The 18,112-nt window shown below is 72.5% G+C and carries 15 protein-coding genes; 8 read left to right on the top strand and 7 right to left on the bottom strand.

Annotated elements, in window-relative coordinates:
* Nucleotides 1-54: 54 nt before the first annotated feature.
* The gene (locus ACIQU6_RS15350) at nt 55-576 is read right to left on the bottom strand and encodes a MarR family winged helix-turn-helix transcriptional regulator (protein WP_403482102.1); all 522 of its coding nucleotides are present in this window, start codon (nt 574-576) and stop codon (nt 55-57) included.
* Between the two features lie 188 nt (nt 577-764).
* Here ACIQU6_RS15350 and ACIQU6_RS15345 point away from each other — a divergent pair, with 188 nt between their 5' ends.
* Nucleotides 765-2,465, top strand: coding sequence for a chloride channel protein (locus tag ACIQU6_RS15345; RefSeq protein ID WP_403482155.1), 1,701 nt, complete (start codon nt 765-767; stop codon nt 2,463-2,465).
* A gap of 146 nt (nt 2,466-2,611) precedes the next feature.
* Here the strand turns inward: ACIQU6_RS15345 and ACIQU6_RS15340 are convergent, their stop codons facing one another.
* Nucleotides 2,612-3,829, bottom strand: a complete 1,218-nt coding sequence (locus ACIQU6_RS15340; protein WP_403482101.1) for an IS701 family transposase — start codon at nt 3,827-3,829, stop codon at nt 2,612-2,614.
* A 337-nt stretch (nt 3,830-4,166) separates the two neighbouring features.
* On the opposite strand from ACIQU6_RS15340, the gene ACIQU6_RS15335 reads away from it, so the two are divergent.
* The 4 genes from ACIQU6_RS15335 to ACIQU6_RS15320 all read left to right on the top strand — a co-directional run bounded on the left by ACIQU6_RS15335 (nt 4,167) and on the right by ACIQU6_RS15320 (nt 7,090).
* Nucleotides 4,167-5,003: a BTAD domain-containing putative transcriptional regulator gene (locus tag ACIQU6_RS15335; protein ID WP_403482100.1), complete on the top strand. Its 837-nt coding sequence runs from the start codon at nt 4,167-4,169 to the stop codon at nt 5,001-5,003.
* Between the two features lie 137 nt (nt 5,004-5,140).
* Nucleotides 5,141-5,725, top strand: coding sequence for an RNA polymerase sigma factor (locus ACIQU6_RS15330; RefSeq protein ID WP_403482099.1), 585 nt, complete (start codon nt 5,141-5,143; stop codon nt 5,723-5,725).
* Nucleotides 5,722-6,525 (top strand): Ada metal-binding domain-containing protein, encoded by an 804-nt coding sequence (locus ACIQU6_RS15325; protein ID WP_403482098.1) that lies wholly within the window; start codon nt 5,722-5,724, stop codon nt 6,523-6,525. Before ACIQU6_RS15330 ends, ACIQU6_RS15325 begins: the two co-directional genes overlap by 4 nt.
* A gap of 22 nt (nt 6,526-6,547) precedes the next feature.
* Nucleotides 6,548-7,090, top strand: a complete 543-nt coding sequence (locus tag ACIQU6_RS15320) for a methylated-DNA--[protein]-cysteine S-methyltransferase (protein ID WP_403482097.1) — start codon at nt 6,548-6,550, stop codon at nt 7,088-7,090.
* Nucleotides 7,091-7,102: 12 nt separating this feature from the next.
* On the opposite strand, the gene pcaB is transcribed toward ACIQU6_RS15320, so the two are convergent.
* Genes pcaB through ACIQU6_RS15300 form a run of 4 tightly spaced genes read right to left on the bottom strand, consistent with a single transcriptional unit; the run spans nt 7,103 to nt 13,307 of the window.
* Nucleotides 7,103-8,548 carry a 3-carboxy-cis,cis-muconate cycloisomerase gene (gene pcaB, locus ACIQU6_RS15315; protein WP_403482096.1) on the bottom strand — a complete coding sequence of 482 codons (1,446 nt, stop codon included), beginning with the start codon at nt 8,546-8,548 and terminating at the stop codon, nt 7,103-7,105.
* Nucleotides 8,545-10,533, bottom strand: a complete 1,989-nt coding sequence (locus ACIQU6_RS15310) for an FAD/NAD(P)-binding protein (RefSeq protein ID WP_403482095.1) — start codon at nt 10,531-10,533, stop codon at nt 8,545-8,547. The genes pcaB and ACIQU6_RS15310 overlap by 4 nt, the downstream gene beginning before the upstream one ends.
* 40 nt (nt 10,534-10,573) lie before the next feature.
* Nucleotides 10,574-11,575: a methyltransferase gene (locus tag ACIQU6_RS15305; RefSeq protein WP_403482094.1), complete on the bottom strand. Its 1,002-nt coding sequence runs from the start codon at nt 11,573-11,575 to the stop codon at nt 10,574-10,576.
* A gap of 49 nt (nt 11,576-11,624) precedes the next feature.
* Complete coding sequence (locus ACIQU6_RS15300; RefSeq protein ID WP_403482093.1) at nt 11,625-13,307, bottom strand: class I adenylate-forming enzyme family protein; 1,683 nt, start codon at nt 13,305-13,307, stop codon at nt 11,625-11,627.
* Between the two features lie 198 nt (nt 13,308-13,505).
* On the opposite strand from ACIQU6_RS15300, the gene ACIQU6_RS15295 reads away from it, so the two are divergent.
* The 3 genes from ACIQU6_RS15295 (at nt 13,506) to ACIQU6_RS15285 (ending at nt 17,324) form a co-directional block, all read left to right on the top strand.
* Nucleotides 13,506-15,161 (top strand): FAD-dependent monooxygenase, encoded by a 1,656-nt coding sequence (locus ACIQU6_RS15295; protein ID WP_403482092.1) that lies wholly within the window; start codon nt 13,506-13,508, stop codon nt 15,159-15,161.
* A gap of 168 nt (nt 15,162-15,329) precedes the next feature.
* Complete coding sequence (locus ACIQU6_RS15290) at nt 15,330-16,220, top strand: BTAD domain-containing putative transcriptional regulator (protein WP_403482091.1); 891 nt, start codon at nt 15,330-15,332, stop codon at nt 16,218-16,220.
* Nucleotides 16,221-16,517: 297 nt separating this feature from the next.
* Nucleotides 16,518-17,324, top strand: coding sequence for an SDR family NAD(P)-dependent oxidoreductase (locus tag ACIQU6_RS15285; protein WP_403482090.1), 807 nt, complete (start codon nt 16,518-16,520; stop codon nt 17,322-17,324).
* A 110-nt stretch (nt 17,325-17,434) separates the two neighbouring features.
* Here ACIQU6_RS15285 and ACIQU6_RS15280 read toward each other — a convergent pair whose 3' ends face one another.
* Complete coding sequence (locus ACIQU6_RS15280; protein WP_403482089.1) at nt 17,435-18,094, bottom strand: cupin domain-containing protein; 660 nt, start codon at nt 18,092-18,094, stop codon at nt 17,435-17,437.
* Nucleotides 18,095-18,112 lie beyond the last annotated feature (18 nt).

Raw genomic sequence — 18,112 nt, 5'->3', positions numbered from 1 at the left:
TCCGCGATGGGGGGCGGGCCTCACCCGTCTTCGGACAACGAGCCAATTCTGTCGTCAACGAGGGGTGGGCTCGGTCCAACCCAGCGGGTATGCGTCCGGTCCGACGGCAGGGACGGCTGGTTCGTCGGCGGCCGTGGCGAAGGCGGTGAGGGCCTCGACCAGGGCTTGGCCCTGGGCCGGGTCCATACGACTGACGATGCTGGCGATCTCCTCCCGACGGCGGGCGGTGACCTCGTCGACGATCCGGCCGCCGTCCTCGGTGAGTTGGATCAGGGACTCCCGGCGGTTGGCAGGGTTGGCGCGGCGTTCGGTCAGGCCGGCGGCGGTGAGCCGGTCGATCATGCGCATCGCCGTCGAGGGGTTGACGCCGAGCAGGTCGGCGACCGTTGAGAGGTTGGCGTCACTGTGCGTCGACAGCGCCACGAGCAGACGGAACTGCGGCAGCGTGACCGTGTCCTCCACCGCGGCCAGCGACCGTGCGGAGACGCCGACCAGGACCCGTGAGGCGGTCAACACCGCCCGGGTGACCGCGTCCACATCCGCCATGTTCGATGTCCTTCCTCCGCGCTCGATCATTCCCCTTTCTACCGCGCCCGCCCGCGCACTTGACATCGTTTGCATAATGCAAAAAGAGCGTGGAGGGGAAAACCATGACGGGTACAGACGCGATACCGCCTACTCATCTCGCCACCGCGGCACCGACCGTCGAGGCCCGACCCCCGTCCCCGGCGGCACGGTTGTGGGGGTCGTCGTGGGGCGTATGGATGCTCGCGCTCGTGGTGGGAACCGGCGCCGGCCTCGGGTCCATCGCCTTCCGCTGGCTGATCACGACGTTCACCCGTCTCTTCTCCGGCCACGCCGACTACGCCGCCGCCGGCGGCAGCGCCAACCCCCATGTGCCGTGGCTCGGGCCGGCGTTCGTCGTCATCACCCCGGTGCTGGGCGGGCTGCTCTACGGGCCGTTGGTCGACCGGTTCGCCAAGGAGGCCCGTGGGCACGGTGTGCCCGAGGTGATGCTCGCGGTCGCGCAACGCGGCGGACGGATCAACCCCCAGGTCTCCGTCGTCAAGGCACTCGCCTCCGCACTGTGCATCGGATCCGGCGGCTCCGTCGGACGCGAGGGGCCCATCGTCCAGATCGGCTCCGCCCTCGGCTCGACACTCGGCCGGGTGGCGAAGGTGCCCGCAGACCGGCTGCGCTTGCTGGTCGCCTGCGGCGCCGCCGGAGGCATCGCCGCCACCTTCAACGCCCCACTGGCCGGCGTCTTCTTCGCCATGGAACTGATCCTGGGCGTCTTCAGCGCCGAGGCGTTCGGCGCCATCGTGCTGTCCGGCGTCACCGCCAGCGTCATCGGACGCGCCGCCTTCGGCAACACCGCCTTCCTCACCCTGCCGCCCTTCCACGTCGAACACCTCGCACAGTACGGGCTGTTCGCGCTCCTCGGCGTGGTGGCGGGCGTCGTGGGAGTGGGCTTCACCCGCGTCCTGTACTGGGTCGAGGACGCCTGCGACTGGGCCTGGCGCGGACCGGAGTGGCTGCGGCCCGCGGTCGGCGGACTGCTGCTGGGCCTGGTGCTGCTGGCACTGCCCGAGATGTACGGCGTCGGCTACCCCGTACTGGAGAAGGCCACCCGCGGCGGATACGTCATCGCCTTCCTCCTTCTCCTCCTGGTCGGCAAGGTCGTGGCCACCAGCCTGACCATCGGCATCGGCGGATCCGGCGGCGTCTTCGCCCCCAGCCTGTTCATCGGCGCCATGCTGGGCGCCGCGTACGGCGCCCTGGCCGGGCACCTCATACCCGGCACCGCGGGCGAGGCCGGCGCCTACGCCCTGGTCGGCATGGGCGCGGTCTTCGCCGGTGCCTCACACGCCCCCATCACCGCCGTCGTCATCCTCTTCGAACTCACCGGCCAGTACACGATCATCCTGCCCCTGATGCTCGCCATCGTCCTCGCCACCGCCACCAGTCGCCTCCTCACCCGCGACACCGTCTACACCCTCAAACTCCGCCGCCGCGGCATCGACCTCCACACTCCCGCACCCCACGCAGCCCTCGGCGCACAGACGGTGGGCGCGGCGATGGACGACGTACCGGAACCCCTGTCCCCAAAGGCCGAACTCACCACCGCCGCAGACCTGTTGGCCCGGTCCGAGCGCGGCGTGCTCCCGGTCGTCGACGACCACGGACGCTGCCTGGGCACGCTCACCGCCCGAGCCGTCGCCGAAGCACTCGCCGACAGCCCCGCAGCCCGACCCGGGCGAGTGGGCGACCTCGTCCGCCCCACCCCGGCCATCAGCGCAGACATGCCGCTGGCCACTGCCGTGCACGCACTCGCGACCGCCTCCGGCACCAGCCTGCCCGTCCTCGACCCGGACGGGAAACGCCTCGTCGGCTGGCTCACCCACCAGAGCGTCCTCCGAACCCTGCACGGCACCACTCCTGCGCCGACGGCCGCCGCCGTCTGAAACGGGTCGTCGATACCGAGGCAGACCGCTCCCCACTGGACTGTCGGAGGAACGGCGGTGCCGCGACCGGCCGTTCGGTGATCACAGCGACGGGCAGACGGGTCGGCGCCGTCATCGCAAGGGCGCCGACCCGGATGGTGCCGGTGTCAGGAGCCGGCCGGCTGGAGTTCGCCCAAGGGCGGGGTGAAGTCGTCGGTGGGGACGTGTCGGTCGGGAGCGGAGCCGGAGAGGCGGTGCCATCCGTACGCGGCCGAGACCAAGGTCATGTGGTGGTGCCAGCCGGGGAAGGAGCGGCCCTCGAAGTCGTGGAGTCCGAAGCGTTCCCGGAGGGTCTGCATCGCGGCGCCGACGCCGGCCTGGGTGTGCACCAGGGCCTGGAGTTCGTCGATGTCGGCGATGTTGGTGAGCCAGACACGGGCGGGACTGGGGTGCATGGGGTGCCACTTGGCGAGCAGCCGCATCGTCTGCTGGCCGTGCGGCAGATGGACGGGACCAGAGAGGGTCCACATGGCGGCGGTGTTCCGGTGCCGGTCCCGGGCGGTCGTCACCAGGGATGGGGCACCGCGCTGAAGGCGGCGGTCGACCACGCACAGGCGGGCCGCCAGGGAGTTGGTGCCCACCCGCCGCTGCGAACCGAGGTGCGGACCGCCGCGCACCACCAGGGTCCCCGAGACCGTGACGAGGAACTTCAGGCCGCGGTTGGACAACCCGTTGACCAGAGAGGCGGTGTCGAGGAGCTCCCTGGCGTCCGCCACCACCGGTGGCGGTGGCCCCTCGTGGCGGCATATCTGGGTGTCGACGAGTTCCACGCCGAGCGCCCACAGCGGGCGGGCGTCCGCGGAGTCGGGTATCCGCGCGCGGCGGCGTAACTGCTGGTCCCGGCACCAGACTTCGGGAAGGTGAAGCCGCCAGTCCACCGGTACGTCGCCGCAGCAACTGGACAGCAGCAGTCCGATGCCGACCTGGCAGTTGATGACGCGCCCGGCCGCGGGATCGAAGCGGCGGTGCACGCCGACGGAGTGCTCACCCCGCTTCGGAGCCACGACCGGTACGAGGCTCCAGGCCCGCACGGCGGCCCGTTGCCGGGCCCAGTCCGCGAGGGCGCGGCGCGAAGGGTCCCACAGCCAGGGACTCGCGCTGACGAACTGATGGAGTGACTGGGAGGCGGTGGGACCGCCGGAGACCGCGGCGGCCATCCGCCGCACGGACTTCTTGCCCGGTGTGCCGATCAGTCCGCGCAGATACGTCTCGGCCCAACGGCGTTGATCCTGCCGGGGCAGGTGCCCGAACACATCCCTGCTGAAGGCGTCGATCGTCATCTGGCGGTGTGGACTGTGCATGCGCGACGAACGGTTCGTGGTCATGCTTGCTCCCCCTAGCGGCGTGACCCCGGATACCTGAACTGGCAAGAGAATAGCGGGCGTTGTCCCCATTGCCAGGCGCCAAAACCGTCCGGCGACAATTTTGGCAAGTTGCCCCACGGAGCCCGTGGCGCCCGGGCCTGGGCCGTTGCGTGACGATCAGCAAACCTCCTACATCTTTGGGAAGTTGGCGGTTGTGCGCGTGTCGGGTAAGGACGCATGGTGCACCGGCCGCCCACCACCGGAACGACCGGAGGCCGCCAATGCCCCGACGACAGCACACAGTTCGCCACTCCTTCCCCCTCCCGCACTCCACGCACGCGTGCGGCGGGGGCCTCCGATGACCCGGGTGGGTACGGTCGGGCGCCAGGGCGCGGAGGTCGCGGACCTTCCGCTGCGAGTGGGCGTGCTCGGCCCGCTCTCGCTGGTCGTCGACGGCCACCAACGCACCCCCAGCGCTCCCAAGCCCCGGCAACTGCTGGCCCTGCTCGCCCTCAACGCCAACCGGACCGTCCGCGCCAGCGAGTGCGTCGCGGAACTGTGGGGGGCCTGCCCGCCCAAGACGGCGATCTCCACCCTCCAGACGTACGTGCTCTACATCCGGCAGGTCCTGCGCACCGCTCCGGCCGACCACAGTCACCGCCTGATCACCCGCTGCCAGGGCTACCAACTCGGCGTGTCCCCGAAGGCGAGCGACCGGCTCGCCTTCGAGTACCTGGCCGGCCGGGGACGTGAGGCCCGCGCCGCGGGCGACCCCGCCCGTGCCTCCGCGCTGCTGGGGCAGGCCCTCGCACTCTGGCGCGGCCCGGCCCTGGCCGACGTGCCACCCGGACCGCTCAGTTCCGTGCACGTGGTGGAGTTGGAGGAGGCCCGCACAGGGGTGTTGGAACAGCGGATCGAGGCGGACCTCCTACTCGGCCGACACGTAGAACTCCTCCCGGAACTCGGGGTCTTGACGTCACGTCACCCGACGAACGAGAACATCCACGCGCAGTACATGGTGGCCCTGTACCACTCCGGCCGGCGACTTGAGGCGCTGGACGTCTTCCACCGGCTGCGCTGCCGACTGGGCGGCTCCTTCGGCATCGAGCCCCTACCGCGACTGCGACGGCTGTACGAGGCCATCGACACGGACGACCCCGCGCTGCGGGCGACCGCAGGGTTCGCCGCGCCCTGAGCGGCCACGGACCCGGCGCCGCGGGCGGCTCACCGCAACCTCCCGGGGCACCCGGATCACCACGTCCGGGCGGTGGTGGCCGCTGCCCGGGTTCCCCTTTCCGCAACCCTTCTCCACAGGACGGTGTTTGACTAGCGATGGACGAGGTGGCCGAGCAACTCACCGACCTGCTGGCGACGGATCTGGACGACGGCTTCACGGAGCTGGTGCGGACCCACGCCAGGGGCGTACACGCGTTCCTGCTGCGCGTCTCCGGATCGCCCGCGGAAGCGGACGACTTGGGGCAGGACACCTTCCTGCGCGCCTACACGGCGTTGCAGACCTACTCGCCCGAACGGCGACGGACCCTGCGTCCGCGCGCCTGGCTGATGACCATCGCGGCGAACGTATGGCGCAACCACGTACGCACCAGCACCCGCCGGCCGGCGTCGGTCATGCAGATCGACGACGCCGAGGACATCCTGTCGACCGCGGAGCCGGGACCGGCCGAGCGGGCGCTGAACGCGGACGACCGCGGCCGGTTGGTCGCGGCGCTGTCCGAACTGCCGGAGCACTACCGCGTCCCGGTGGTGCTGCGACACGTGGTGGGCATGAGTTACGTGGAGGTCGCCCACGTACAGGGCTGTCCCGTCGGGACGGCCAAGGCACAGGTCTCGCGCGGCATGTGGGGCTTACGGCGCCTGCTGGCGCCGGACGACGAGTTGAGGGAGGTGACGACATGAACGCGGACGATCAGCGGGTCCACCCCGGGCCGGGCGGAGAGCTGGGCCTGCCACTGGAGCCGGCGGACTTCGCGCTGCGGATCCTCCAGCGCGCGGGCATCGGGCGCGAGCGCTACGACACGTACGCGCGCCTGGACACCGCGGCGGGCGGACTCTATGTGGCCTCCACAACGGAGGCCATCACCGGGGCCGCGCTCGCGGCCGGCGGGCTCACCCCCGAGCGGTTCGAGGAGCTGCACCGGCGGCGCACCGGCCGATCCGCAATCCCCACGACCAAGCGGTTCCCCGGCCTGATGACGGCCCTGCGCACGGGACGGGCACGGAACCTGCCGCTGGACCCGGGCCCGGTGGACGAGGCCGAGGCGGCCGTCCTACGGGCCGTGCGGGCCATCCCGGCCGGCCAGTTGCGCCCGCTGTCCTGGATCGCCCGGGAGAGGGGACTGCCGACCACACGGGAACCCGAGTCGCTGGTGGGCCTGCTGGCCCGCAACCCGCTCGCGGTGCTGGTGCCGTGCCACCGCGTGACGCACGAGAACGGGGCGCCGTGCGACGCGGCGTACCTGCCGGCGATCGGCGACGCGCTGCGCTCGGCGGAGGGCGTCGACATGACCGAGGTGCACCGGTGGTCGCACAACGGCACCGTCTTCCTCGGCAGCGCGACCACCCGCATCTACTGCCACCCCACCTGCGCCCACGCGCGGCGGATCACCTCGCCGCACCGGGTCCCGTTCGCCGACGCGCGGGAGGCCCACCGGGCCGGGTACCGGGCCTGCAAGAGCTGCCGGCCGCTGCCCGCCTGAGCACGACCGTCGAGGAGAACCCATGCCGAGCCCCCGTGCCGCCAACCAGCCCGGCGTCGCGCTGACCGTCCGCGACACCGCGCTCGGCGAGCTGCGGCTCGCCGCCACCGACCACGCGCTCGTCTACTGCGGATTCCACAGCGCCGACGAGGTCGGACGGAAGCTGGCGCGCGCAGGGCTGCGCGAGGCGCCCGCCGACACCCGGACACCGCAGCAGACCACCCTGCTCGACACGGCCGAAGACCAACTCGCGGCCTATCTGGCAGGCAGACGGCGGGACTTCACGCTCCCGCTCGACCTGACGCTCGCCACACCCTTCTGCGCCGAGACCGTGCGGGCACTGGACGCACTCGTGCCCTACGGCCGCACGGCGACCTACGGCCACCTGGCTCGCGCACTCGACCGACCGAGCGCGGCCCGCGCGGTGGGCACCGCCCTGAGCGCGAACCCGCTCTGCGTCGTCCTGCCCTGCCACCGCGTCGTGCCGTCGAACGGCGGCACCGGTTGCTACGCCGGCGGCGAGAGGGCCAAGCGCCACCTCCTCGACCTGGAGCGGGGCGCCTGACACCGACGCCGGTCACGGGAACCCTGGGGCGTCCGAGGCCCGACCCGACGGGGCATGGCGCAGCGCGCGGTCGACGAGGGCGCCAGCGGCCCCGGTGTAGGCGGCCGGATCGAGCAGGGTGATCAACTCCCGGTCCCCGAGGTGAGCGGTCACCTCCGGCAGCGCGGCCAGCACGGTGCGCAGGTCCACCCCGTCCCGCTCGGCCGCGGTGGAGGCGTCGGCGAGCAGTCGAGCCGCGCGGGACCGGCCGAGCCGGGGCGCCAGCGCCGCCGCCACCCGCTCCGACACCAGCCGACTGCCCGTCAGATCGAGGTTGGCGCGCATCCGCTCGGGCTGCACCAGCAACCCCTCGGCGAGTTCCACGGCGGTGTGCGCGGCGCCCCCGGTCAACCGCAGGCACGCGCGCAGCAGGTTCCACTCCGCGTGCCAGGGCCCGGCGGACCGCTCGTCCTCGGTGACCAGGCACTGGGTCAACGCGCCGGCGAGGACCGGGACTTGGATGGCAGCGCTGCGCATCAGCGTTGCCAGGACCGGGTTGCGCTTGTGCGGCATGGCGGAGGAGCCGCCGCGGCCGGCGACCGGCGCCTCGGCGACCTCCCCGACCTCGGTGCGGGTCAACGCCTGCACATCCACCGCGATCTTGCCGAGTCCACCGGCGGTGAACCCCAGGGCCGCCGCGAGGTCGGCGAGCGGGGTGCGCAGGGCGTGCCACGGCAGTACCGGTCGGGCGAGCCCCGTCTCGGCGGCGAAGGCGTCCACGAGCCGGTCGGCGTACTCGCCGGGCGCGGCGGGGGAGCCGTCGAGGGCCGCGTACTCCAGATAGCCGGCCAGCGTGCCCGCGGCCCCGCCCAGGGACACCGGCAGGGAGTCCGCCACGGCGCCCAGGCGTTCGCCGGCCTGCAACGTCAACTCCCGCCACCCGGCCGCCTTGAGGCCGAACGTGGTGGGCACCGCGTGCAAGGCGAGGGTACGGCCGGCCATCGGGGTGTCCCGGTGCCGGGCGGCCAGCGCGCCGAGCGCGCCGACGGCGCGGTCGAGGTCGGACCGGATGATGCCCAGCGCCCGCCGGGCCACCAGCATGGCCCCGGTGTCGAGAATGTCCTGGCTGGTGGAGCCCCGGTGCACATACTCCGCGGCCGTCGAAGACTCCTGCGCGACGGCCTCGCCCAGCGCCCGCACCAACCCGACGACGGGGTTGGCGGTCTCACGGGACGCCAGGGCGAGAGCACGGACGTCGAACCGGTCCGCGACCGCCGCGCCCGTGATGACCTCGGCCGCGGTGCGGGGCAGCGTGCCCAACTCGGCCTGGGCGCGGGCCAGGGCGGCCTCCGCGTCGAGCATGGCCTGCAGCCACGCCTCGTCGGAAACGGCCCGCTCCACGGGAGTGCCCGCGCGGACTGGCGACAGGAGCCCGGCATCCCGTCCCGCGTCCGCGTCGGTGTGCGAGGGCATGGTCATAGTGTTGCCTCCTTCAGTCCGGTGCCGGTCAGGTCGTCCTGCGGTTCGCCGCCGTCCCCGACGGGGGCGAGTTCCAACACGGCGCGTGCGAGGGCGTCGGAGTCGCCCAGCGTCACCGAATTGACGCCGGGACGGATGCCCGCCGCGGTGGCCCAGTGCACGGCCTCCGTGGGCACCCCGTAGGCGAACCGGCGCGGATGCGCGTGGCCGTCGGCGGCCACCACCCGGTAGGGCCGCTCCGTGACGGCCATCCCGCCGGTCTGGTAACTCGTGCCGTGTGCACCGGCGATGCGGTACGCGGTGGCCTGACCGGTCGCCAACAGGTGGGTCAGTAACGGGTCGTCGGTGCGCCGCACGTCGGTTTCGGGCAACCGGGCCTCGACGAGGATGGTGGCGCGGACCGGGTCCCCGCCGACCCGGTCGGAGACGGCCTCGTAGGCCGGGGCCCCGGGGCCCTCGGTGACCACGCGGACCCGCATACCCGGGCCGACCGGCCGGACCGTGCCGGCCTCCACCAGCGCGATGAGCTCCTCGATGCGCGAGACGGGCGGGCCGATCGACAGGAAGGCGTTGAGCGGTGTGTACCAGCCCTGAAGGTCGTCCCGGTAGGAGTTGCCCTCCAGCCGACCGTGGTCCACCACCAGCCGGATCTCGTTGCGCAGGTCCCGCAGGACGTCCAGGGCGGCCTTCAGCGGCCCGTTGACGTTCCCCGCGCGTGCCTCGCGCACGTCCCGGGCCAGATACGCCAGCAGCCAGTCGCGGAACGCCGAACGGTCGGTGAACACCCGCTGCCCGTACGGCAGCGAGATCCGACCCCAGTCCCAGCGGTCGGCGACGGGGATACCGTACGCGTCGAGCAGTCCGGCCTCCTCGCCCGGCCGCGCCGCCAAGTAACGGTCAACGCAGCGGGCGCGCTCCGCCGCCCGGCCGCGGGCGGCCAGCAGCGTCCCGTAGTAGACGCTCTCCACCTCCCTGGCGATCAGCGGCCACACGTCGGTGCCGAACTGCACGTGCTCGCCACGGTCGGCCCGTGCCGTGAGGCGGGCGATCCGCTCCGGGGTGAGCAGGCGCGGGTGGTGGCGGCCGTGCGCCCCCTTCTCGTTCTCGCCCCGCGCGTGATACGGGACACCGCGCCGCGAACCGGCGTAGAGCGTGGGTTCGCGCCCCGACGGCAGATACCGCAGCCGACCGCCCTCCTCGCGCTCGAAGCGCCCGCCGCGCCCGACCGTCAACAGGGCCATTTCGTCGAAGAAGTTGAGGCCCAGGCCCCGCAGCAGCACCGGCCGGCCGGGCTCGGCCGCGGACAGGTCCACCTCAGCGGGATTGGCCGGGGGGATGTACGTCAGCCCGCAGGCCCGCGCCTCTCCCATGACCCGCGCCTCCTGCGGCGAGGGCCGGGCCGGGAGATGCCCCTGAGCGAGGACCACCGCATCGAGCCCCGCCAGCCGGGTGCCATCGGCCAGGGCCAAGACCTGTGTTCCGGCGGGCCCGTCGTCCAGGGCGGTGGCCGGCTGCCGATGCACCCGAACCGAAACGTGGCCGGGGGCGCGCTCGACGACACGGTCGAAGCAGTCCGCCAGGTAGCGGCCGTACAGCGCGCGACTGGCGTAGGAGTCGGGGCCAGTGCGCCGCGCCTCGTCGAGGAACGCCCGCTCCTCCGCCGCGCCGGCGGTGCGGCTGTCCGCGGCCCGGGCGAGCCCCGCCGCCCACGCGTACAGGCTCGGCCCCTCCTCCACCGGCCCGTCCATCACCACGCTGGCGTCGGTGTAGACGGTGACCTGGCACGCCACGGTGTTCATGAGCAGATGCCGGGACTGCGCCGTACGCCACACCTTGCCGGGCCCGGGCCGGTACGGGTCCACCACGTGGACCGTCACCGACGAACTCGACGGGGATTTGCGCTCGTTGGCGCAGATCCGCTCCAGGACTGACAGTCCGCGCGGGCCGCCACCGACGATGCCGACCGTGAGGTGGTCGTTGCTCATCTCACCACTCCGATGTGCGGGGAAGGAGCCGGGGCGGGCCTCACCCGGCCGCCGCCGCGACCAGCAGGCTGGTTTCGAGGGCCAGGGCGTGGACCGACGTCAGCTCCAGGTCGGCGGCCGCGAACAGGGCGCGGTAGCCGGCGAGGTCGCGTTCGCGGCCGCCGGCGGCCATCAGCAGGTGCAGGTCGTACAGGAGCGGCAGCAGGGCCTCCCCGTCGTCGGGCACGACCCGTTCGAGGACCAGCAGCCGGCCCTTGGGGGCCAGGGCGCCGCGGATGTGGCGCAGCAGCGTCAGACAGCGGTCGTCGTCCCAGTCCTGGAGGACGCGCGAGAGCAGATAGACGTCACCGCCGGCCGGCACGCCCGCGAAGGCGTCGCCGGCGCGCACCTCGTGGCGGCCGGCGCCCAGCACCGCGTCGAGGTGGGCCTCCGCCACCGGCACCATGCCGGGCCGCTCCACGAGGATGCCGCGCAGGTGCGGGTGGGCCCGCAGCACCGTGCCGAGCAGCAGCCCGCTGCCGCCGGCGACGTCGACGACCAGGTCGCGGCCGGAGAAGTCGAAGGCGTCCAGGACCTCGGGGAAGAAGACGTTGCCCGCGTTCATGGCCCGCTGGAACTTCGCCCCTGCCTCCGGGCTCTCCAGGTGGGTGTGCAGGCTCGTCCCGAAGGCGTGCTGGAAACCGGAGGTGCCGGTGCGGACGGCGGGCACCACCGCGCCCCACGCGCGGTGGAACTCCGCGCCGTACAGGCGGACCAAGTCGCCCATGGCGTGCGGCGCGTCGGTCCGCAGCAGCTCACCGGTCGGGGCGAGCCGGTAGCCGCCCGCCGACTCCTCGAAGACGTCCATGGCGGTGAGCAGCCGCATCAGCCGGCGGATGCCGTCGGTGTCGGAACGCGTCGCCGCGGCCAACTCCTCGTCGGTGGTGCGGCCGTCCTCGATGTGGTCGGCGAGGCCGAGGGTGACCGCCGCGTACAGGGCCTGGGCCTGCCAGGTGCCGGTCATGATGTCGACGATGCGGCGCGCGGCCTTCTGGTCGGGCATGCTGGGCCTTTCGTGTCGGTGGGTTCGCCGGCGGTCGGCGCTATGGCGGTCAGGCCCCGGAGTGGGCGACGGTGTCGGTGGTCGGTCGGCTGAGCACGTCGCGGTGGCGTTCGCGCAGCACCCGCTTGAGGACCTTGCCGGTCACACCCACCGGCAGCTCCTCGCGGGACGGGGCGAGGACCAACGCGTCGAGCCGGGGCAGGCCGGCCGCGTCGAGGGCCGCGTTGCAGTCGGCGAGCAGCCCGGCGGCGTCGCGGGCGGTACCGGCGGGGGAGTGGACGACCGCGGCGGGGCAGGACCTTCCGGGCTGCCGGGGGTCGGCCACCGCCACCACGGCGGCGTCCAGGGCACCGGTGGCCGTCAGGACGACCTCCTCAAGGGGCAGGCTGTACACGGGGCCGGCCGCGGTCCCGATCACGTCGGGCGTGCGGTCCAGGTGGTACCAGTGGCCCGCGCCGTCCCGGCGCACGACGTCGCCGGTGAGGAAGTAGCCGTTGCGGACGGAGCTCTCCGTCAGCCCGGGGTCGTCCCAGTAGCCGGCGGTGATGCTCGCTCCCCGTACCCCCAGCAACCCGGCCTGTCCGGCGGGGAGTTCACGCCCGGACTCGTCGAGGACGGCCGCCCGGCGCACGGCACGCACGGGGCGGCCGATGTGGCGCCCGTACTGCGTGGAGTGGGCGGTGTGCGCGGCCTTGAAGAGCACCATGCCCATCTCGGAGGAGCCGAGGCCGTCGACGTAGACGGAGCCGGTGCCGGGGGCACCCAGGGCGACCAACGGGCGGATGTGGCGCTCGTGGGAGGCGTCGCCCATGCCGTTCCACGTGTGGACGCCGCGGGCGGCCTCCGGGCGGAGCGTGGCCGGATCGAGCTCGGCGAGGGTCAGCGGGAACCCCAACACGACCGTGGGGCGGAAGCAGTTGATCGCGCGGGCGACCCGGTCGCCGTCGGCGCCGTCCAGCACGAGCGTGGGAACGCCCAGCAGAACGGCCAGGGAAAGGTAGCTGATGCCGGCCGAGTGGCTGTGCGGCAGCGCGGTCAACAGCCGGTCGGAGGTCAGTGACGGGAAGGTCCACAGCCGCTCGCGCTTGCCGGCGAAGAACGAACGGTGGTGGAAGACCGGGGCCTTGGGGCGGCCGGTGGTGCCCGACGAGTGGGAGACCATCACCAGGTCGTCCGGAGCGTGCCGATGGGGGAAGCCCGCCAGGGGCGCGGGCGGCCACCCGGCCTCCGCGTCCAGGGCGTGCACGTCCTGCGTGCGAGGGGCCGTTGCGCCCGACTCCGCCCAAGCCGCGCCGAGGTCCTTGAGCAGGTCGCCGTCGCCCACCACGAGCGCGGCACCGGTGCGGGTGAAGTACTCGGCGGCGGTGTCCGCCGCCATCCGCGGATTGCAGTGCACCGCCGCCGCGCCCAGGCTCGTGACCGCGATGTGGTGCAGCAGGCCGAACAGCCCGTGGCGGGTGCAGAGTCCGACGTGGGACGAGGCCGTCACGCCCTGCTCGCGGTACCAGTGCGCGTACCGCAGCACGGACCGCCGCATGTCGTCGAGGGAGAATCCCGGAATTTCTCGGTGCTGCCAGTCGGGCTGGGTGACATCCGGGTGGAACAGGAACGGCCGGTCCCGGTCGTGCGCGGTGCGCCAGGCATGCCAGAAGAAGTTGCCCGCCCCCAGATTCCGGTCCGCGTGGAGGCGCAGGCGCTGCGGAATCGACCGATGCGTGCCAAGGAGAAACATGAATACCTCACACTCCGGGGGACTCTGAGCGAACGGGCGGCTTCCGCACGAGTCTGCGGGTGCCGTCTAAAGGTCCTCTGGAAGCAGAAGTGCAACGCAATTCACGGGAGTTCGCGGACCCTGCATTAATCCTTCAGCAGGCGTCACGAGGATTACGCGCGCCGGTTCTCCCGAACTCAACCGCCGGAGGCGCCTGCCATGGACCGCTCCGCTCGCACACCGGTCGCCATCGTGGGCGGTGGTCCGGTCGGACTGCTGCTCGCGCTCCTGCTCGACCACCACGGAGTCGACTCGGTGGTCTTCGACACCGCGGACTCGGTCCCGACCGAGCCGCGCGGCAGCACCCACGGCGCCCGGACGATGGAGCACTACCGCAGACTCGGACTCGCCGACCGGATCAGGGAGTTGGGACCGCCCGGCGGCCACAGCGCCGGCATCTCCTTCTTCACCCGCTACCGCGGCCACCTGCTGGCCCACCTGCCCTGGCCCGGCCCCGACGCGGCCCGCGCCCAGGTCGCGGCAGCCGCCCGCACCGACCAGGTGCCCGAGCCCATGCACCGGGCGAACCAGATGTACGTCGAGCGCCTGCTCCTCGACCACGCCCGCACCCGGCCCCGCATCGCCCTGCGCTACGGAAGCCGGATCACGGCCGTCCGCGAACGGCCCGGCCACGTCGCACTCACCGAGGAGGGCCGACACGGCAGCCACACCTGGCGGGCCGCCCACGCGGTCGGCTGCGACGGCGGACACAGCCTGGTGCGCCGCGCGTTGGGCCTCTCCTACGAGGGCGCGGGCTCACTCGACCAGGACGTCCTGGGCCGCCGGGCGACCGCCGCGCACCTGCGCGTCCCCGGCCTGTACGAACGGTTCCTGCGCGGCAACGCGGCCTGGAGCAACTGGGTGTTCAACGACGAACTCGCGCTGAACCTCATCGCCCTCGACGGCACCGACGCGTTCTTCCTGCTGACCAGCTCGGTCGACCCGGACGACCCCTCCGACGACGCCCTCGTGGACCTGGTCCGACGCGCCGCCGGAGTGCCCCTGGACGTGCGGGTGCTCAGCCGCCGCACCTGGACACCGGGCGCGGCCCTGGTCGCCACACGGTTCGGCACCGGCCGGATCTGGCTCGCGGGCGACGCCGCCCATCTGTTCACCCCCAACGGCGGCTTCGGGATGAACACCGGCGTCGACGACGCCGCCAACCTGGCCTGGAAACTGGCCGCCTCCGTACAGGGCTGGGCGGGCCCGGGCCTGCTGCCGTCCTACGAGGCCGAACGGCGACCGGTCGCCCTGCGCAACACCGCCGCCGCCCGCGAACTCAACATCGCCCTGGGCGCGATCGAGCGGCCGACCGCCCTGGAGGACGACTCCGCCGAGGGGGAGGCGGCCCGCACGGAGACGGGCGCACGGCTCGCCGCCTACGGACAGCTCACGCTGGACACGCTCGGCGTCCAACTCGGCGCGCGCTACGACGGCTCACCCGTCGTCGTCGGTGACGAGCGCCCGCCTGACGACAGCTTCACCTCCTACGCGCCCTCGGGGGTGCCCGGCGGCCGTGCCCCGCACCTGTGGCTCGACGACCGCCACGGATCGGGCAGTTCACTCTTCGACCGCCTCGGGCCGGGTTTCACCCTGCTGGACCTGTGCACGGCGCCCCTCGACGCCTCCGGCTTCGAGGCCGCGGCCGCGAAAAGCGGAATTCCGTTTTCGGTGCTCCGGGTTCCCGAACCCGCAGCGCGCGAGTTGTACGGGCGCGACCTCGTCCTCGTACGGCCGGACCAGCACATCGCCTGGCGCGGGAACCGACCGCCCACAGATATCGTAGATCTCCTGCGACGAGTCACCGGCCATTAGCGTTCGGCTACCGCCGAAAAAGGAATGAGCAATTCAGCAATCCCTCTCCGGAGTTCACGGAAAACGATCGACGCGGAGTTGCCAAAGTGGCAAACCGATCATTCGTCGTCCGCCGGCGCGTGGTTACCGTTGAGCCGATACCACCGGGCTCGAATCCGTGGAGAGGTAATGCGTTTCTCGATACTTGGGCCCCTGTCCGTCACCGGAAACGGCAACGACAGAACACCCAGCGCACCCAAGCACCGCCAGATGCTCGTCCTGATGCTGATGAACGCCAACCGGGTCGTGTCCATGGCCCAGTTCGTCGAGGAGCTGTGGGACTACAACCCGCCTCCCCGCGCCGTCGCGGCGGTCCACACCTACGTCATGCAGCTGCGCCGCAGCCTGCACTCCGGCACCACCCCGCCGGCCGACCCCGACCGGATCGTCACCCGCGACCAGGGCTACCTGCTCCGGGTCCACGACGGCGAACTCGACCTGCACACCTACGAACACCGCCTCCGCGCCGGCCACACCGCCCTGGACGCCGGTGCCCTGGACGCCGGCGCCCGACACATCCGCGCCGCCCACGCCATGTGGCACGGACCGGTCTTCGTCGACGCCCCCGCCGGACCACTGCTGCGCGCCGCGCTCGCGGCCCTGGACAGCGACCGCCTGGAATCCGTCGTCCGCCGCGTCGACGCCGAACTACAACTGGGCCGCCACCACCAACTCCTCGCCGAACTGCACGCCCTCGTCCATCAGGACCCCACCCACGAAGAACTCGCCGGCCAACTGATGCTCGCCCTGTACCGGTCAGGCCGCCGCGCGGACGCGCTCACCGTCTTCCACCGCCTGCGCCGCGCACTGCGCGAGGAGTTGGGCGCCTCCCCGCAACCGGACACCCACCACCTCGTCACCGACATCCTGGCCGGCCACACCAGACTGGAACCGCCCCTCCTGCCCCAGGCACGCCTGTCCCTCGACGCCGCCGCCCACACCCCGTCAACCCCGGGCCGCCGTTCCCGCGCGAGGTCCGCGGACCGGCCGCAGGACCGGCCGCTGCTGCTCGGCGCCTGACCCGCCCCCACCACCCCCGACAGGCCGAGGACGAAAAACCCGCGGGCGCGCCCCGACCGCCCGCACCCCCACCACCACGCAAGCGCCAAACCCACGCCACCCGACGGACATCGACGCCCGGCACCCCGCTGCAACCCCTTCGCGCCGGATGGTGTTCAACCCCGCGAGAGCACCGAACGGCACTCTTACCGGCCTCCGGGCCGACACCACCGCACGCCACGTCATCGGATCGCCCGGCACGACGCGAGACGTCAGCACACCGGCATCCGCGACACGGAACCCAAGACAAGGACACCCATGGATCTGCAGCTATCCGGCCGCGTCGCCGTGGTCACCGGAGCCTCCAAGGGCATCGGCCTGGCCATCACCCGCTCCCTCCTCCAAGAGGGCGCCAAGGTCGTGGCGGTCTCCCGCAAGAGCAGCCCCGAGCTGGACCAACTCGCCAGCGCGAACCTGCTCCACGTGCCGGCCGACCTGATGGCTCCGGAGGCCCCGGAGGCGGTCATCGCCCGAGCGGTGGACCACTTCGGCGGCGTCGACATCCTCGTGAACAACGCGGGCGGCCCGCCGCCCGGAGTCACCATGCCGCGCACCGGCTTCTTCGCCGGCAACGACGAGGAGTGGCAGTCGATCTTCGAGCTCAACCTGTTCTCGGCCGTCCGCGCGATCCGCGCGGCGATCCCGAAGATGCTTGAGCGCAACGGCGGCTCCATCATCAACATCTCCACCGGCATGGCCCGTCAGCCCGCGCCCGCCAACATCGAGTACGGCGCCGCCAAGGCCGGCCTGTCCAACCTCACCCAGGCCCTGTCGGAGGAGTTCGGCCCGCAGGGCATCCGCGTCAACACCGTCTCCCCGGGCGCGGTCCGCACCGCCTGGTGGACCGAGGAGGGCGGCGCGGCCGACGTCATCGCCGGCATGGCCGGCGCCGACCGCGACAGCGTCATGGACAACATCGCCCCGCAGATGATGGGCCAGGTCACCGGCCGGCTCATCGACCCGCAGGAGGTCGCCGACGCGGTCCTGCTCCTGGCCTCGCCGCGCTCGGCGAGCACCACGGGCTCCGACTACGCCGTCGACGCCGGTTTCCACAAGAGCGTCTGACCGGACGACGAGCACCGGCCGGGCTCCCCGGCACGCCGGGACCCCGGTGGCCCACAGGCCACCGGGGTCCTCTCACATGCCCCGGACCGCCCCGACGCGGCGGCCCGGCCTCACGCCCCGTCGTCCGCGCCACCCCGCACCGCGCCGAGCCGCGCGGCCACCACCTCGGGCAGCTCCTCCAGTTCGGCCGTCTCCGACGGACCGCGCTCAAGGTACTCGGGATTGCACGCCTGGTACCCCAACAGCCGGGCGAGCGGCGCCAGCGCCCCGTTCAACAGGCGTTGCAACGGCCAGGGACGGTCCGTGAAGCGGAGCACGTCGGCGAACTCCCGCATCGTCACCGCATGCTGGAGCAGCCCCGGGCGCCCCTCGGCGTCCGTCTTGCCGTCCTGCGCCAACCCGAAGAGTTGACGCAGTATCAACTGCTCGAAGCGATCTGCCCGGTTGACCAGCTCCACCACCGCGAACGAGGTCTCCTCGTCGGTGTTGCCGAACCACCGGTGCACCGTGCCCGCCGGCACCGTCACCGTCTGCCCCACCTCGTTGAGCACCACCTCGCGACCGCCCAGGTGCACGCGCAGACTGCCGCGCACCAACGTGAAGATCTCCTGGCTGTACGGATGGACGTGATAGCCGGCCGCGAACCCGCCAGGCTCGACATAGAGATCCATCACCGCCCGACCGCCACCAGTGTGCGCGGCCGGCGTCCTGATGACGATCTTCTCCCGGCAACGGGGGTTGTAGTAGACCTCGCCCGGACGAACGGACATCTCTCCTCCAAAAAAGGA

This window comes from Streptomyces sp. NPDC090442 (assembly GCF_044769405.1).
Lineage (GTDB): Bacteria > Actinomycetota > Actinomycetes > Streptomycetales > Streptomycetaceae > Streptomyces.
Note: the sequence above shows the minus strand (reverse complement) of the source record. Positions and strands in the feature narration are given on the sequence as shown.